Below are 17192 nucleotides of genomic sequence, written 5' to 3'. Positions count from 1 at the left end.
CATCAGAAAACCAGATGCGCCCCGACTGCCGGTGCATAGCGCAGTGGCGTCTCCGGAAGGGTTTTCGGCCACACAAGCCGGGGCGGCTTTCCGATGGGCGGTCATCGGCGCTCCCGCCTGTACCGCAGACATAGTCTGACAGAGCGTGGTTAAGACAATCTGAACATCAGGCCTTTCTGATGGTTCAAATACTCAAATTGCAGCCTGCACCGGGAAGACAAAACACCGATCGCGGCGCATCATCAGCCACATCGGCGTGCCCGGTTTCGGCAGGAACACCGAAGGCACGGTCGCTTTGAGCACCGATCCGTCGAAATCCATTTTGAATTCCACAAGGCTCTCCCGCCCCATGAACCGCGCCCGCTGTACCACGCCGCGCGCAGGCGTGCCGTCTTGCGGCGTCGGATTCGGACCGCGACCGGCGCGGTCGAAGTCGATGCGCAGGTGCTGCGGGCGGATCACGATCTCAACCTCTGTGCCATCCGGCTGACCGGGGACAAAGAATTCCCCGAAGGCGGTGGTCACAGCGAGTTTCTGAGCTGTGCCATGAATCACGTTGATATCGCTGAAAAAAGCCGCCGCTTTGCGATCTGTCGGTGCGTTGTAGATATTATAGGGCGCGCCCTGCTGCACGATCTTGCCATCGCGCATGAGGGCGATTTCATCGGCCATGCGCATCGCCTCGTGCGGCTCGTGAGTCACCAGCAGAACGGCGGTGTTTTCGGCCTTGAGCACATCGAGCGTGCTGTCGCGGATGTCGTCTTTCAGGCGTTCGTCGAGGCCGGAAAACGGTTCGTCCATCAGCATGATCGACGGGCGCGGCGCGAGCGCGCGGGCCAGCGCGATGCGTTGTTGTTCGCCGCCCGAAAGCTCATGCGGATATTTGCCATAGGCCGACAGGAGCCCGACCTTGTCGAGCAGCTCTTCGATCCGGGGCTTTTTATCGGATTTGTGGCCTTTTAAGCCAAACCCAACGTTTTCGGAGACTGATAAATGTGGGAAAAGTGCAAAATCCTGAAACATCAGTCCGATCGAGCGTTGCTCTGGTGGAACGCGGAACACCGTATCGCAGACCAGTTGACCGTCGACATAGATCTCGCCCGCGTCCTGCATATCGACGCCGGCTATGATGCGCAAAGTCGTGGATTTGCCACAGCCCGACGGCCCCAGAAGACAGGTCACCTGCCCCGGCATCACCTTGAGCGACACGTCGGAGACCACCTCACGGCCCTGAAAGCGGCGGCGGATGTTGCGGATTTCCAAACGGGGGTTGGTCACGGGCTCGGTCAAAGGTGCGGTCTTTGTCTGACGAAAAGTCTCAACTTCCCTATCAGGCGCTCGCAGGCTTAGCAACAGCCGCCCGAGGCGGGGACGCCGGTCTCGGTGAGGCTGTCGAAAGGGCTGGTGCCGCCACAGCCCGCGAAAATGCCGTAATGAGTCGAAAAATCGCCGATGAACTCGAAATGCGTCGCAAACCGCGTGTCGGCGAGCATCTTGAACGTGTTGCCACAGACCGGAAACACCTTGCCGGTCTCGATCTGATGGCCTGCGTCGAGATCGAACACATGCGGCATCTCCGGCACCGTGCCCTTGTAGATCACCGCTTGGCCGTAATCCTCGCACTCCGGTTCGAGATCGAGTTTGAACAGCCGATATGTGGCAGAGATGAACTTGATCGGCGCGACCTTGGCCTCCAGCGCTGGGTTTTCCACCGTCAGCGTCCGATGCGTCACCAGCCGCGGGTCCGCAAACCCCGCCGCACGGGCCATATATTCGAAATCGTTCCAATAGAGCGCGCCGGAGAGGCATTCGCCATAAAGCACCGGATCGGCCCGAAGCGCCTCAGGCACGCGACGGTCGGCGTAGACATCGGAGAAATACATCTCCCCGCCGGGTTTCAGAAGCCGATAGGCCTCGCGCAGCACGGCGGGCTTGTCCATCGCAAGGTTCAGAACGCAGTTGGAGACGATGACGTCGAAACTGCCTTCTTCCAAAGGCAGATCGTCGAGCTTTTCGATATAGCCCTGATGAAATTCCACGTTGGATTTGACGTAGCCGAAGCGCTCCGCATGCCAGTCCTGATGGCGGCGGGCGACGGCGAGTTGCTCCTCTGTCATATCGACACCGGCAACGAACCCGGTTTCGCCCACAAATTGCGACAGCGCATAGACGTCCCGCCCGGAACCGGAACCGAGGTCCAACACCCGCGCGCCGTCGAGCACCGCAGGCGCGATCAGCCCACAGCCATAGTAGCGCGACAGCACCTCGTCATGGATGTTGGAGAGCGCGCGTTTCAACCCGTCCGACATCGCATCCGGCGAACAGCAGGCGTTGGTTTTGAGATCCTGCGACCCCTGCAACACCTTGCCGTAATAGTCCTGCACCTCGGCGTGGCTCATGGCGCGCTCCCCTCTCGATCACATCGTGCTGTTGGTCTGACCGCCGTCCAGAAGGACATTTTGGCCGACCATAAAGCCCGCGAATTGCGAGCACATGAAGGCACAGGTGGCACCGAATTCCTCGACCGTGCCATAGCGCCCGGCGGGGATGGTTTTGCAGCGCTCGGCGCGGATCGCATCGGGCGTGGTCCCGGCTTTTTCCGCCTGCATCCCGTCCATCCCGACCGTGCGATTGGTGGCGTGGAACCCCGGCAGAAGGTTGTTCATGACGACACCTGAACCTGCGATCTGACGCGACGTGCCTGCGACATAGCCCGTGAGCCCCGCACGCGCCGAATTCGACAGGCCGAGAACGCCGATCGGCGCTTTGACGGAGACAGAGGTGATGTTGACGACACGGCCCCAACCGCGTTCCATCATGCCCGGCACCAAGGCTTTGATCAGCGCGATGGGGGCCAACATATTGGCGTCGAGCGCCTTGATGAAATCTTCGCGCTCCCAGTCGGTCCACATGCCCGGCGGCGGACCGCCAGCGTTGGTGACAAGGATTTCAACGCCTTGCGCTTTCTCGAGGACGGCTGCGCGGCCCTCTTCGGTGGTCACATCGGCGGCGACGGTTTCAACCGCAACCCCGAACTCTGCGCGAATATCCGTGGCCGCGGCCTCAAGCGCCTCGACACCGCGTGCGTTCATCACCAGATCGACCCCGGCCTCCGCCAGCGCGCGCGCACAGCCAAGCCCCAGCCCTTTCGAGGAGGCACATACCAGCGCCCGTTTGCCCCTGATCCCAAGATCCATCGCAGTCTCCTTCCGATACAGTCCCGAGCGATATTTAGGCTTCGTGACCCGGATTGTCATCTGCCAACTGCCTGACCTTACCCGACTCGCCCGCTGCAAATGAACCCTAGACACCGCCCGAGAAAGAACCACTCTCGCCCAAATCCCGCCATTGTTACCGATCACAATGGGAATGTTTAACCAAGTTTACTTGGGTCACGAGACAAGGAGGCGTTTCTATGTACAATAACACCGAGACCCGGCATAATGAGACCTCCTTTGTCACTTGCATGACCGCCCCTTTGATCGCATCCGGCGTGGGCGTCGACAGCGTCACAGATCACGCCAGCCAAAGGAGCCTTTCGGGGGAAAGCGGTCGGGAAAAGGGTTTGGAAAAGGGATGACGGCGGTCAGCGGGGATCATATGCAGGCTCAGATGGGCGGCCAGACCGGTTTGCCCGTGCAAAGTCTTGCGGTCTACCGCGCCGGGGCGTTGCGGGTCACCAATGGGGTGAATCTGGGCGAGGCGCTTGCGAATGCTGCCGAGTTGGAGCTTGCCGATGTCTATGAACTTCGCAAACACGCCAGCCGCGGGCGGCTTTCCGTTAACGTCGATGGCGACAAGCTGAGCGTGGCCGAAGGCACAGAGTTCGGGGATATCGGGCATGATCTGCACCTCGACTGCATCGCGACCTTCATGGCCGGCTCCGGCAATACGATCGAGGTTCTGGTTCTGGTTGAGACCGATCAGAACGGGCTGATCGAGGATACGTTCTTCCTACCCTTCGCGCCAATGCTTCCGGATGTGGAATATGTGCTGGTGAAACTGGACGAGGACACCGTGCGCACGCGGCTTTCCGATGTCGCCTGTGTTGCCTTCACGCGGGGTACCCGCATTACGCTCGCCAACGGCATTCAGAAACCGATCGAAGATCTGACGGTCGGGGACCGCGTCCTGACCCGTGATCACGGGCCGCAGGAAATTCGCTGGATCGGTTGTCAGACCGTGCGTGCCACCGGGGCCTTTGCTCCCATCGTGATCCGCGAGGGCGCGCTGAACAATGCACATGACCTGATCGTCTCGCCAAACCACCGGATTTTCATCTACCAGCGCCGCGATGCGGTCCGCGCCGGTCGGGCGGAAGTGTTGGTCAAGGCCAAGCTTCTGGTCAACGGGCAGAACGTGATCCAGTCCGAGGGTGGGTTTGTCGATTATTTCCAGCTTTTGTTCGACACCCATGAGATCATCTACGCCGAGGGCATCGCCGCCGAGAGCATGTTCGTCGACGGGCGGGTGAAACCGTTCTTGCCTGAGGATGTGCAGGCGCGCATTGCCACCGATCACGCCTTCGCCGAGACCCCGCGCGCCTTCGAGCTGCGCGACGGGATGCTGGAGCCTTCGGTGGCGGCCGAGGTGCTGCGGTCGGCCTCCGGAAGCTGAGTATTTAGGGCAGCAAAGGAAACGGAAGAGCGCGCTTCAGGGCGCGTTTTTGTTGTACGCAAAGTCTTCTGGCCCATTGCCGGGAATGACGCCCGCGCGTATATGAACGCGCATGTTGGATCGCTCGCATAACGCCCCCGAATTGCCGCCGGAGATTGCCCGTCGCCGGACCTTCGCCATCATCTCGCACCCGGACGCCGGTAAGACGACGTTGACGGAGAAATTCCTGTTGTACGGGGGCGCGATCCAGATGGCCGGTCAGGTGCGCGCGAAAGGCGAAGCGCGGCGGACGCGCTCGGACTTCATGCAGATGGAAAAAGACCGCGGGATTTCCGTGTCGGCCTCGGCGATGTCGTTCGATTTCTCGGGCTATCGGTTCAACCTTGTCGACACGCCCGGTCACTCGGATTTCTCCGAGGACACCTATCGCACGCTCACCGCTGTGGACGCCGCGATCATGGTGATCGACGGGGCGAAGGGCGTCGAAAGCCAGACGCAGAAACTGTTCGAGGTCTGCCGCCTGCGCGATTTGCCGATCCTGACCTTTTGTAACAAGATGGACCGCGAAAGCCGGGACACGCTTGAGATCATTGATGAAATTCAGGAAAACCTTGCCATCGACGTGACACCCGCCTCTTGGCCGATTGGCGTCGGGCGGGATTTCCTTGGCTGTTACGATGTGTTGAACGACCGTCTCGAATTGATGGACCGCGCCGACCGCAACAAGGTTGCCGAGAGCATCAAGATCGAGGGGCTGGACGATCCGAAGCTCAAGGACCATGTGCCGGAGCACCTATTGGAACAGCTCAAGGAAGAGCTCGAGATGGCGCGCGAGCTTTTGCCGCCGTTCGACCGGCAGGCCTTTTTGGACGGCACGCTGACACCGATCTGGTTCGGCTCCGCGATCAACTCCTTTGGCGTCAAAGAACTGATGGACGGGATCGGCAAATACGGCCCCGTGCCGCAGCCGCAATCCGCCGAACCGCGCGAGATTGGGCCGGAAGAGACCAAGGTCATGGGCTTTGTCTTCAAGGTTCAGGCCAATATGGACCCGAAGCACCGCGACCGCGTGGCTTTTGTGCGGCTGGCCTCCGGGCATTTCAAACGCGGCATGAAGCTGATGCATGTGCGGTCGAAAAAGCCGATGGCGATCTCGAACCCGGTGCTGTTTCTGGCCTCCGACCGCGAATTGGCGGAAGAGGCCTGGGCCGGGGACATCATCGGCATTCCGAACCACGGCCAGCTGCGCATCGGCGACACGCTGACCGAGGGCGAGGACATCCGCGTGACAGGCATTCCGAGCTTTGCCCCGGAATTGTTGCAGGGCGTCCGCGCGGGCGATCCGATGAAAGCCAAGCACTTGGAGAAAGCGCTGATGCAATTCGCCGAGGAAGGCGCCGCCAAGGTGTTCAAACCCTCGATTGGGTCTGGCTTTATCGTCGGCGTTGTCGGTGCGCTTCAGTTCGAAGTTCTGGCCTCGCGCATCGAGCTTGAATATGGCCTGCCTGTTCGATTTGACGCATCGCAGTTTACGTCTGCGCGCTGGGTGAGCGGTCCGAAGTTGGAAATGGACAAGTTTATCAACGCGAACAAACAGCACATCTCCTACGATCACGATGGCGATCCGGTCTACCTGACGCGTTTGCAATGGGACATCGACCGGATCGAACGGGACTATCCGGCGCTGAAGCTTTCAGCGACCAAGGAAATGATGATCTGATGTGCCCTGAGCGCAGCAATTCGCCGATCCGTACCAAAAGGGATTCCCACCCGGCACGGATCGGTTAAACTGCCGCCACCATTGCCACTTCGAGGAATGCTCATGCCCGTCAGCCGTCTCGCTCTTACCGCCGGTCTTTCCGCCACCGCCGTCTCCGCGCTGGGACTTCCGGCCTTCGCCGAGACCGCCGGTTGGGACATGCTCAAGGGCATCACCATCGAAGAGATCGTGACCGACACCACCTATGAGGTGAAAAAAGGCTTCCCGGAGCGGCTCAAGAACGGTGTCGAGGGGATGGAGCTCACGGGCTATGCCGTGCCGCTGACGCCCGGCGCGGATGTCACCGATCTGATCCTCGTCTCCGACATGGGGCTTTGCCCGTTTTGCGGCAGCGCAGACCATGGCGCCTCCGTACAGGTCAGCCTCAATACGCCGATCCAGGGCCTTGAGGAAGGCACCCGGATCACCATCAAGGGCAACATGAAACCGGTGCTCGATCCGGAGACATGGCAAGCCGCCATTCTCGAAAATGCGGTGATCGTGGGCGGCTGAACCCATCAAACCTGCCTTTCCTTGACCTTTTCGTGATTGAAGCGTAGAAGGCGGTCCAAAGCGTTCCGGCAATATGGCCGGGCGGGCCGCGCGGGGTTTTGCGGCCATTTTCACAGCCGCACCATCGCGAAAGGCACAGTTTGACCAAGTTCACCGATCTCAATCTCGCTCCGAAAGTTCTCAAAGCCATCGAAGACGTTGGCTACGAGACCCCGACCCCCATTCAGGCCGGTGCCATTCCGCCCGCGCTTGAGGGCCGTGACGTGCTGGGCATCGCCCAGACAGGGACCGGGAAAACCGCGTCTTTCGTGTTGCCGATGATCACCATGCTGGCCCGTGGCCGCGCGCGCGCGCGCATGCCGCGGTCGCTGGTGCTCTGCCCGACGCGGGAACTGGCCGCGCAGGTTGCCGAAAACTTCGATCAATACACCAAATACATGAAGCTCACCAAAGCGCTGCTGATCGGAGGTGTGAGCTTCAAGGAACAGGACGCGCTGATCGACAAGGGTGTCGACGTGCTGATTGCCACGCCCGGACGCCTGCTCGATCATTTCGAGCGCGGCAAGCTGATCCTGTCTGACGTGAAAGTCATGGTGGTGGACGAAGCCGACCGGATGCTCGACATGGGGTTCATCCCCGACATCGAGCGCATCTTCGGTCTGACGCCCTTCACCCGCCAGACGCTGTTTTTCTCGGCCACCATGGCGCCGGAGATCGAGCGCATCACCAACACCTTCCTCTCTGCGCCCGCGAAGATCGAAGTGGCGCGTCAGGCGACCGCCTCCGAGCGCATCGAACAGCACGCGGTGATGTTCAAAGGCTCGCGCCGCGACCGTGCAGCCTCGGAAAAACGCGCTGTGCTGCGCGCGCTGATCGATCAGGAAGGCCCGACGCTTCAGAACGCGGTGATCTTCTGCAACCGCAAGACGGATGTGGATATCGTCTCGAAATCGCTGAAGAAATACGGCTATGACGCGGCCCCGATCCATGGCGATCTGGACCAGAGCCAACGCAACGCCACGCTCGACGGGTTCCGGGCCGGCAATATCAAGATCCTTGTGGCCTCCGATGTGGCCGCCCGCGGTCTGGACGTGCCCTCCGTCACCCATGTGTTCAATTTCGACGTGCCCGGCCATGCCGAGGATTACGTCCACCGCATCGGTCGCACCGGCCGCGCGGGTCGTGACGGCAAGGCGATCACGTTGGTCGAGCCGCGCGACGAAAAGAATTTCGCCGATGTCGAGACGCTTCTGACCAAGGAAATCCCCCGGATGGACAACCCGCTGGGCAATGCCCCGGAAGCGACCGCTGGCGAAGATGAGACCGAGCTGCGCAGCGACAAGCCGAAGCGCTCCCGGTCGCGTAGTAGACGCAAGCCCGAGGACGCCCCCAAAACCGAGGCACCTGTCGAGGTACAGGCCGAGGAGACTCCCCGCGAAGAGGCCCCGAAATCCGAACTGCGCTCCGACAATCGCGCGCGCCGTGGCCGGGGCCGCAAGGAAGACGACAACAAGGTCGTTGGTCTTGGCGATCACCTGCCCTCCTTCATCGCGCTGAGCTTTGAGGAACGTCAGGCGGGTTGATCCCCCTCCCCTTCCCGGACATTAAAAAACCCGCGCCGAAAGCGCGGGTTTTGTTTTGAGTATTTAGGGCAGCAAAGGAAACAGGCGCCCTGATCAGCTCGACAGGCGCGAAATGACGATCTGGACCTCGGGTTTCTTGCCCACCTCTTCCTGCGTCGTTTTGCGGATGATCCGGCGCATTTCCTCTTCGAGCGCGTCGTCATCCGAGAGCGTCTTGGGCTTGGCGCGCATCAGGAATTGATTCACGTCCTCTTCGAGCACATCGACCAGAGGCGCGCGCGACAGGCCCACCTCGGGCAGACCACGCAGCTCGCACCAGCAATCGCCCAGCGGTTCATCGTCCTCGACGATCACTGTGGCGACGACCAGCCCGTTCATCGCCATGCGAATCCGGTCGCGAACGATCCCGTCGAGCGCACCGATCTGGACGGAGCCATCGAGATAGGTCCGGCCGGTCTCGATATATTCAGAGACACGCGGCTTATTGCCGGAGAGGTCCACACCGACGCCATTGGGGGCAACGATGGCCTGATACCCGTTGCTCTCGGCCATTTTTGCATGCTCGCGCAGATGGCGGTGTTCGCCATGCATCGGGATCACGATCTGCGGTTTGACGATCTCGTGCAGAAGCGCCAAATCCGGGCCGTTGGCATGGCCGGAGACGTGGTATTCATCACGGCCCGAGATGGTTTCGACACCCATTTCCGAGAAGCTGTTGAGGATGCGCCCCACGGAGACCTCGTTGCCCGGAATGGTTTTCGAGGAGAAAATCACCGTGTCGCCCTCGGTCATCTTGAGGCCGAGATATTTGCCGCGCGAAAGCTGCGCGGTGGCGGCGCGATGTTCGCCCTGCGACCCGGTGGTCAGCAGCATAAGATTTTCGCGCGGAATATCGCCCGCGTTTTCCGGCGAAACGGTTTTCGGGAAATCGGCGATGATGCCGGTCTCGATGGCGGCGGTGATCATCCGGCGCATGGCGCGGCCCAGCAGCACGACGGAACGCCCGGCTTTGGAGCCCGCTTCGGCCAGCGTTTTGACCCGCGCGATGTTGGAGGCAAAGGTGGTCGCCGCCACCATACCGTCGAGCGAGGCGACGAGCTGGGTGATCGGTTCGACCACTTCGGATTCGGAGCGGCCCGGTTTCGACGAGAATACGTTGGTCGAGTCACACACGAGCGCCTTGACGCCCGAGGAGGCGACGCTTTCCCAAAGCGCCCGGTCGAAGGGCTCACCCACCACCGGATTTTCATCGAGTTTGAAATCGCCCGTGTGAATGATGCGGCCCGCGGGCGTGTCGATCACCAGTGCCGAAGATTCCGGGATCGAGTGCGACACCGGCAGGAAGCCGACGGTGAACGGTCCGCATTGAATGGTTTCGGGCCATTTCGACACGGTTTTGATCTGGAGCTCGTCATGGCCGTGCTCTTCGAATTTCAACCGCGCGATATGGGCGGTGAAGGCGCGGGCATAGACCGGCGCGTCGAGCCGGGGCCAGAGGTGGCCGACCGCACCGACGTGGTCTTCATGCGCATGGGTGATGAAAATCGCCTCGATCCGGTCCTTGCGTTCTTCGAGCCAGGCGATGTCGGCAAAGATCAGATCGACACCGGGCGTGCCGTCCATCGACGGGAATGTGACGCCGAGATCGACCACGATATAGCGCTCGCCCCCCTCCGGGCCGTAGCCGTAGACGTAACAGTTCATGCCGATCTCGCCGGCGCCGCCCAAGGGAAGATAGAGAAGACGTTCGCTCATCAGTTGCCCATGTCCTTGTTATAATTATGGATCACGACAAGGCCGTGGATCGTCAGAAATTCGTCGAAATGGTCAAAGAGTTTGTGGCCCTGATTGAACAGCGGCGCAAGCCCTCCGGTCGCGATCACCCGCATTGGGCGGCCATATTCGTCCTTGATGCGGTTACATGTCTCACGCACCAACCCGATATAGCCCCAGAACACGCCCGATTGCATACAGGCCACCGTATTGGTGCCGATGACTTTTTGCGGCATGGTGACATCGACATGCGGCAGGGCGGCAGCGGCGTGGTGAAGGCTTTCGAGCGAGGCGTTGACCCCGGGAGAGATCACGCCACCGACATAGGCCCCGTCCTCGGAGACCACGTCGAATGTCGTGGCTGTCCCGAAATCCACCACGATCAGATCGCCACCATAAAGATCGAAGGCGCCCGCGGAGTTCACCAGACGGTCGGGCCCGACGGTCGTGCCCTCGTCCACCCGCGGCATATGCGGCAAAAGGCATTCGGGTTTGCCGACCACCAAAGGCCGACAGTCGAAATAGCGGTTCGCCAGAACCCGCAGGTTGAACACCACGCGCGGCACGGTCGAGGAGATGATCACTTCGGAAATATCCGCCTCGATCTTCTGAAAATTCATCAGGGTCGAGAGCCAGACGTAATACTGGTCCGCCGTGCGCTGATGTTCGGTCGAGGTGCGCCATGTGGCGATGATCTCGCGACCGTTCCAGATGGAAAAGACGGTGTTGGTGTTGCCGGTGTCGATACAGAGAAGCATCAGAAATAGACCTCTGCGGCTGGGATGGTGAGTTTGCCCGTGCGCGTGTCGAGCACGAGATTGCCGAAGGCATCCACGGTCTCGAAAATCCCGTGATGGGTCTCGCGCATGGTGCGGGCGCGGATTTCGGTGCCGAGACGCGCCGCACGGGCGAGCCAGGCCTCCCGCACCGGGCCGAACCCGTAGGTGGTGAACTGGCTTTCCCAATAGGCGAAACTCGGGGCCAGATGGTCGAGGAATTCCTCGGGCGCAATCAGTGCGCCGGTTTCATGCGCGAGCGACACGGGCGGCGTCGCGCCCGCTTCGACCTGATCCGCGCCGGGCGCTTCGACCAGGTTGATGCCAATGCCGATGGCGAGATGCGAGGGCCCGCGCTCCAACAGGATACCAGCCACCTTGCCGCCGTTCAGCAGCACGTCATTCGGCCATTTGAGCGCAAAGGGATCGCTCCGTCCGGTGACGGCGACAAAGGCGTCGTAAAGCGCCAGAGAGGCCACAAAGCTGCGCAGCGCAACAAGTGCCGGCGGTTCGGTCGGGAACATCAGCAGCGTGGCGGCGAAATTGCCCTCCGGCATCGACCACGGGCGGCCACGACGGCCATGAGCGCAGGTTTGCGAGAGCGCCATAATCCATTGCGGAAACGCGGAAGAGGCCGCGACACGCGCGGCCTCCGACATGGTGCTGTCCACGGAGGGGAGGACCATGCGCCCCACCCCTTCGGGCCATGTATGGCGGTTACTTGACAAGCGCATCCGCCGCGATGGCCGCCATACCGTCCACACCGAACATGTTCACGATACCGACGAGCATGATCAGAGCGGAGACGGCCAGAAGCGCGAAGGCCACCGGGCTCCGTGTGTTGTCGAGCGGCTCAACCTCGCTGCCGAAATACATGTAGTAGACGACGCGGAGGTAATAGAAGGCCGCAATCACCGAGGCGATCACACCGAAGAGCGCAAGCCAGGTGAGACCGGCGTTCCAAGCCGCCATGAGCACGGAGAACTTGGCGAAGAAGCCGAGCATCGGCGGCACACCGGCGAGCGAGAAGAACAGCACCAGCACGGCCAGAGCCTTGGTCGGCGAAACGCGCCAGTAGAGGTTCAGCGCGGACAGATCGGTGACCGGCTTGCCGTCGCGCTCCATCGTCATGATGAAGGCGAAAGCGCCGATGTTCATCGCGACATAGATCGCCATATAGACCATCGCGGATTGCACACCCTCGGCATTGGCCGCCGCCAGCCCCATGAGCGCAAAGCCCATGTGGGTGATGGAGGAATAGGCCATCAGACGCTTGATGTTGGTCTGGCCGATCCCGGCAAAGGCACCCCAGAACATGGAGGCCACGGCGATCACGGCGAGCACCTGTTGCCAGTCACCCGGCACGCCGCCGAACGCATCGAACAGCACGCGGGCGAAAAGGCCCATGGCGGCCAGTTTCGGCGCGGTGGCGAAGAAGGCGGTGGTCGGCGTCGGCGCGCCTTCATAGACGTCCGGGGTCCACATGTGGAACGGCACGGCAGACACCTTGAACGCCAGACCGGTCATCACGAAGATCAGGCCGAACAGCACGCCCAGCGGCACATTGCCCTGCACCACGGTGATGATTCCGGCGAAGGAGGTCGTGCCGGAGAAACCGTAGATCAGCGAGGAGCCGTAGAGCAGCAGGCCCGAGGAGAGCGAGCCGAGCACAAAATACTTGAGGCCCGCTTCGGTCGACTTGACGTTGTCGCGACGGAAGGACGCGATGACGTAGAGCGACAGCGACATCAGTTCGAGGCCGAGGTAGAGCGACATGAGATCGCCCGCCGAGACCATGACCATCATGCCGATCGTGGAGAACAGCACGAGGATCGGATATTCGAACTTGGCGAAACCGCGTTTCTCGAGGAAGTCATGCGACATCACGAGGACCGCAGCCCCCGCGAGCAGCACGCCGACCTTGCCGAAACGCGAGAAGGCGTCGTCGATGAACAGGCCGCCGAAGGCAACGCGGCTGCCCTGCCCGCCGAGCCCGATCCAGAGCGCCACGATCACGAAGACCGCCGCGGTGAGCCAGGTGACGAGGCCGGAGAGTTTGTCCTTGCCGGTGTAGACGGCGAAGACGAGCGCCGCCATGCCGTAGATGGCAAGAAGTACTTCCGGCAGGACGATGGAAAAGTCTGTAGAGGTCATATCTCCGTGTCCCTTAGTGCGTTGCGGCGTCTGCGACCATCGGCAGAGCGGCATGGTAGTTGTCAATCAGCGCCGAGACCGACGGCCCGATGAGATCCGTCACCAGCGACGGGTAGACGCCGAGGATCAGGGTCATCGCCACGAGCGGTGCGAAAATCCATTTCTCGCGCGCGTTCATGTCCTTGATGGTCTTCAGGCTTTCCTTGATCAGATCGCCCAGCACGACCCGGCGATAGAGCCAAAGCGCGTAGGAGGCGGAGAAGATCACACCGGTGGCGGCCACGAGAGCGACCCAGGTGTTGGCCTGGAACATGCCGATGATGGTGAGGAATTCGCCCACGAAGCCCGAGGTACCCGGCAGGCCGACGTTCGCCATGGTGAAGAACATGAACACGAGCGCATAGGCCGGCATGTTTTTCACCAGACCGCCGAAAGCGTCGATCTGACGGGTGTGCATCCGGTCGTAAATCACGCCGACACAAAGGAAGAGCGCGCCGGAGACGAACCCGTGCGAGATCATCTGGAAGATCGCGCCATCAAGGCCTTGTTGGTTGAAGGAGAAAATCCCCGCCGTCACGTAGCCCATGTGGGCAACCGAGCTATAGGCGATGAGTTTCTTCATGTCTTCCTGCACAAGCGCGACGAGCGAGGCGTAGACGATGGCGATCACCGAGAGCCAGAGCACGAAGTTCGACAGAAGTTCGGAGGCATAGGGGAACATCGGCAGCGAGAAGCGCAGGAAGCCGTAACCGCCCATTTTCAGAAGGATCGCGGCCAGAATGACCGAGCCCGCCGTCGGTGCCTGCACGTGGGCGTCCGGCAACCAGGTGTGCACCGGCCACATCGGCATCTTCACCGCGAAAGAGGCGAAGAAGGCGAGGAAGGCCAGCGTCTGGAACCCGCCGACAATGTGGAAGCCCAGAACCGTGATCGTGTCATGCGAGAACTCGTGACCGAGGAGCTGAACGATGTCCGAGGTGCCCGCGTCGACATACATGGCGATCATCGCGATCAGCATCAGCACGGAGCCGAGGAAGGTGTAGAGGAAAAACTTGAACGCGGCGTAGATCCGGTTCGGCCCGCCCCAGATACCGATGATCAGGAACATCGGAATGAGGCCCGCTTCGAAGAACAGGTAGAACAGCACCAGATCGAGCGCGGTGAACACGCCGAGCATGAGCGTTTCCAGAAGCAGGAAGGCGATCATGTATTCCTTCACGCGCACCTTGACGTCCCAGGCCGACCAGATGGCGAGCGGCATGAGCGCGGTGGTGAGCATGACGAAGAGGACCGAGATCCCGTCCACGCCCATCTTGTATTTCAGCCCCATAATCCAGTCGGCCTCTTCGACCATCTGGAAACCGGTGTCTTTGGGATCGAAGCCGAACAGGATGAAGAGCGAGATCACGAAGGTGATCACGGTCGCGAACAAGGCCACGATCTTGGCATTTTTCTGCGCCACCGCATCCTCGCCGCGCAGGAAGAGCGCGAGCATGAGGGCGGCCAGGGTCGGAAGGAAGGTGACGATGGAAAGCACGTTATCCATTACTGTGCCCCCCCGCCAATCGTCATCCAGGTAATCAAGAGTACAATCCCCAGAACCATGCTGAATGCATATGTGAAGATGAAGCCCGTCTGCGCCCGGCCCGCAAGCCGGGTGAAGAAGGGCACGATGCCCATGGCGAGACCGTTGATCGCGCCGTCGATGGTGCCTTCATCGCCGCGTTTCCAGAAGAAGCGGCCAAGGGCGAGCACGGGACGCACGATGAGCGCATCGTAGATCTCGTCGAAGTACCATTTGTTGAGCAGGAAGCGGTAGGCCACCGGCTGGCTCTCGGCCAGTTTCTTCGGCAGCGACGGGCTCCAGATGTAGAACCACATCGCCATCACCAGACCGATGAGCATCGCGATGAAGGGCGACACTTTCACCCAGGTCGGCGCGTGGTGCGCATCGTCGAGGATGGTGTTGTCCGCGGCCACGAAGATCGCGCCTTGAGGGGCAACACCTTCGGCATGCGCCTCAGCGTGCATCTCTTCGCCCGCATGGGCAACGACCGCCTCACCATGCGCATCCGCAGCGGCTTCGCCGGTCGCCTCGCCGTGACCGTCCACCATCTCGACTTCCGCGTGATGCGGCAGGCCGAAGAACTCGGTGAATTTCGTGTGATCGCCGAAGAAGCTGTTGTACCACAGCATCCCGCCGAAGATCGCGCCGAGAGACAGCACCCCGATCGGCACCAGCATGACGAGCGGGCTTTCATGGGCGTGCTCATGGGCGTGATGATCGCCACGTTCCTTGCCGAAGAAGGTCAGGAAGATGAGGCGCCAGGAGTAGAACGACGTGAACAGCGCCGCGATCACCAGCATCCAGAAGGCGTAGCCGACACCGGAGGCATAGGCGCTCTCGATGATCGCGTCCTTCGACAGGAAGCCCGCGAAACCGAAATGCGTGAGCGGAATACCGACCCCGGTGATCGCCAGCGTACCGATGATCATCATCCAGAAGGTGAAGGGGATCTTTTTACGCAGACCACCGTAGTTCCGCATGTCCTGTTCGTGGTGCATCGCGGTGATGACTGAGCCCGCGGAGAGGAAGAGCATCGCCTTGAAGAAAGCGTGAGTCAGCAGGTGGAACATCGCCGGACCGTAGGCGCCGACACCTGCGGCCACGAACATGTAACCGAGTTGCGAACAGGTCGAATAGGCGATGACGCGTTTGATGTCGTTCTGCACCAGGCCCACCGTGGCCGCGAAGAAAGCGGTGGTCGCACCGATGTAGACGATGAACATCTGGGCCTGCGGCGCATATTCGAAGATCGGCGACATGCGGGTGACGAGGAAGACACCGGCGGTCACCATGGTGGCGGCGTGAATGAGCGCGGACACAGGCGTCGGCCCTTCCATCGCATCCGGCAACCAGGTGTGCAGGAAGAGCTGCGCCGATTTGCCCATCGCACCGATGAACAGCAGGAAGGCCAGAAGGTTCGCCGCGTTCCAGTCATTCCAGAGGAAATGCAACGTGGTGCCCGCAAGCGCCGGACCCTGCGCGAAGACATCGTCGAGACGGATGCTGTCGGTCATGAAGAACAGACCGGCCATGCCGAGGATGAAACCGAAGTCACCGACACGGTTGACGATGAAGGCTTTCATCGAGGCAGCCCCGGCCGAAGGTTTCTTGATGTAGAAACCGATCAGCAGGTAGGAGGCAAGGCCCACGCCTTCCCAGCCGAAGAACATCTGCAACAGGTTGTCGGCGGTCACCAGCATCAGCATGGTGAAGGTGAAAAGCGAGAGATAGGCGAAGAAGCGCGCCCGGTAGGGCTCGTCGTCGTTGAAGTTCTCGTCATGCGCCATGTAGCCCAGCGAGTAGAGGTGCACCAGCGCCGACACCGTATTGACCACGATCAGCATGATCGTCGTCAGACGGTCGAGGCGGATGCCCCAGTCGACCGAAAGCGAACCGCTGTCGATCCAGCGCAGGATCGTGACGTGATGGGTCTGGCCGTCATGGGTGAGAAAGAGAACCCAGGACAGGATCGCGGCGAGAAAGAGAAGGCCCGTCGTCAGATACTGCGCGCCCTTCTCCCCGATCACGCGCCAGCCGAAGCCGGCGACGATGGCACCGACCAGCGGCGCAAAGAGGACAATCGATTCCATGGTCCCTTATCCTTTCATCACGTTGACGTCTTCGACGTCGATCGTGCCGCGGTTGCGGAAGAAGCTCACGAGGATGGCAAGCCCGATGGCGGCCTCGGCGGCGGCCACGGTCAAGACCAGCATCGTGAAAATCTGTCCCGTCAGATCCCCCATGAAGGAGGAGAAGGCGACAAGGTTGATATTGACCGACAGCAGGATCATCTCGATCGACATCAGGATGATGATGATGTTCTTCCGGTTCAAAAAGAGCCCGAAGATGCCGATGACAAACAGCGCCGCGGCCACTGTCAGGTAATGTTCAAGTCCGACCATGTCGTCCCTCAGTTCTTTCTCTCTCGCCGCCGTTTGCGGCCATTCATA

The 17192-nt window shown here is 61.0% G+C and carries 14 protein-coding genes; 4 read left to right on the top strand and 10 right to left on the bottom strand.

All coding sequences use genetic code 11. The features are described from left to right. Positions 1-192: 192 nt before the first annotated feature. The 3 genes from V1471_RS01595 to V1471_RS01585 are packed head-to-tail and all read right to left on the bottom strand — an operon-like array spanning position 193 to position 3197. A complete protein-coding gene (locus V1471_RS01595) occupies positions 193-1290 on the bottom strand; it encodes an ABC transporter ATP-binding protein (protein ID WP_434286530.1) in 1098 nt (365 codons plus the stop codon). A gap of 56 nt (positions 1291-1346) precedes the next feature. After that, the gene (locus V1471_RS01590) at positions 1347-2399 is read right to left on the bottom strand and encodes a methyltransferase domain-containing protein (RefSeq protein ID WP_434286529.1); all 1053 of its coding nucleotides are present in this window, start codon (positions 2397-2399) and stop codon (positions 1347-1349) included. Between the two features lie 18 nt (positions 2400-2417). Further along, positions 2418-3197: an SDR family oxidoreductase gene (locus tag V1471_RS01585; RefSeq protein WP_434286528.1), complete on the bottom strand. Its 780-nt coding sequence runs from the start codon at positions 3195-3197 to the stop codon at positions 2418-2420. 379 nt (positions 3198-3576) lie between these two features. On the opposite strand from V1471_RS01585, the gene V1471_RS01580 reads away from it, so the two are divergent. From V1471_RS01580 to V1471_RS01565, 4 genes are all read left to right on the top strand, one after another. Further along, a complete protein-coding gene (locus V1471_RS01580; protein ID WP_434286526.1) occupies positions 3577-4617 on the top strand; it encodes a Hint domain-containing protein in 1041 nt (346 codons plus the stop codon). A gap of 112 nt (positions 4618-4729) precedes the next feature. Then, positions 4730-6337, top strand: a complete 1608-nt coding sequence (locus V1471_RS01575; RefSeq protein ID WP_434286524.1) for a peptide chain release factor 3 — start codon at positions 4730-4732, stop codon at positions 6335-6337. Between the two features lie 102 nt (positions 6338-6439). Then, positions 6440-6889 (top strand): hypothetical protein, encoded by a 450-nt coding sequence (locus V1471_RS01570; protein WP_434286522.1) that lies wholly within the window; start codon positions 6440-6442, stop codon positions 6887-6889. A gap of 140 nt (positions 6890-7029) precedes the next feature. Then, positions 7030-8472, top strand: coding sequence for a DEAD/DEAH box helicase (locus V1471_RS01565; protein ID WP_434286521.1), 1443 nt, complete (start codon positions 7030-7032; stop codon positions 8470-8472). Positions 8473-8565: 93 nt separating this feature from the next. Here V1471_RS01565 and V1471_RS01560 read toward each other — a convergent pair whose 3' ends face one another. The 7 genes from V1471_RS01560 to nuoK are packed head-to-tail and all read right to left on the bottom strand — an operon-like array spanning position 8566 to position 17144. Next, complete coding sequence (locus V1471_RS01560; RefSeq protein WP_434290845.1) at positions 8566-10230, bottom strand: ribonuclease J; 1665 nt, start codon at positions 10228-10230, stop codon at positions 8566-8568. After that, positions 10227-11003 carry a type III pantothenate kinase gene (locus V1471_RS01555; protein WP_434286520.1) on the bottom strand — a complete coding sequence of 259 codons (777 nt, stop codon included), beginning with the start codon at positions 11001-11003 and terminating at the stop codon, positions 10227-10229. The genes V1471_RS01560 and V1471_RS01555 overlap by 4 nt, the downstream gene beginning before the upstream one ends. Continuing rightward, positions 11003-11707 carry a biotin--[acetyl-CoA-carboxylase] ligase gene (locus tag V1471_RS01550; RefSeq protein ID WP_434286519.1) on the bottom strand — a complete coding sequence of 235 codons (705 nt, stop codon included), beginning with the start codon at positions 11705-11707 and terminating at the stop codon, positions 11003-11005. The genes V1471_RS01555 and V1471_RS01550 overlap by 1 nt, the downstream gene beginning before the upstream one ends. 31 nt (positions 11708-11738) lie before the next feature. Next, complete coding sequence (nuoN, locus tag V1471_RS01545; protein WP_434286518.1) at positions 11739-13175, bottom strand: NADH-quinone oxidoreductase subunit NuoN; 1437 nt, start codon at positions 13173-13175, stop codon at positions 11739-11741. 13 nt (positions 13176-13188) lie between these two features. Next, positions 13189-14721 carry an NADH-quinone oxidoreductase subunit M gene (locus tag V1471_RS01540; protein ID WP_434286516.1) on the bottom strand — a complete coding sequence of 511 codons (1533 nt, stop codon included), beginning with the start codon at positions 14719-14721 and terminating at the stop codon, positions 13189-13191. Continuing rightward, positions 14721-16832 (bottom strand): NADH-quinone oxidoreductase subunit L, encoded by a 2112-nt coding sequence (nuoL, locus tag V1471_RS01535; RefSeq protein ID WP_434286514.1) that lies wholly within the window; start codon positions 16830-16832, stop codon positions 14721-14723. The genes V1471_RS01540 and nuoL overlap by 1 nt, the downstream gene beginning before the upstream one ends. 6 nt (positions 16833-16838) lie before the next feature. Beyond that, positions 16839-17144, bottom strand: a complete 306-nt coding sequence (gene nuoK, locus V1471_RS01530; RefSeq protein ID WP_066603543.1) for an NADH-quinone oxidoreductase subunit NuoK — start codon at positions 17142-17144, stop codon at positions 16839-16841. Between the last annotated feature and the right edge of the window lie 48 nt (positions 17145-17192).

Source organism: Celeribacter sp. SCSIO 80788, assembly GCF_051054295.1.
Lineage (GTDB): Bacteria > Pseudomonadota > Alphaproteobacteria > Rhodobacterales > Rhodobacteraceae > Celeribacter.
Note: the sequence above shows the minus strand (reverse complement) of the source record. Positions and strands in the feature narration are given on the sequence as shown.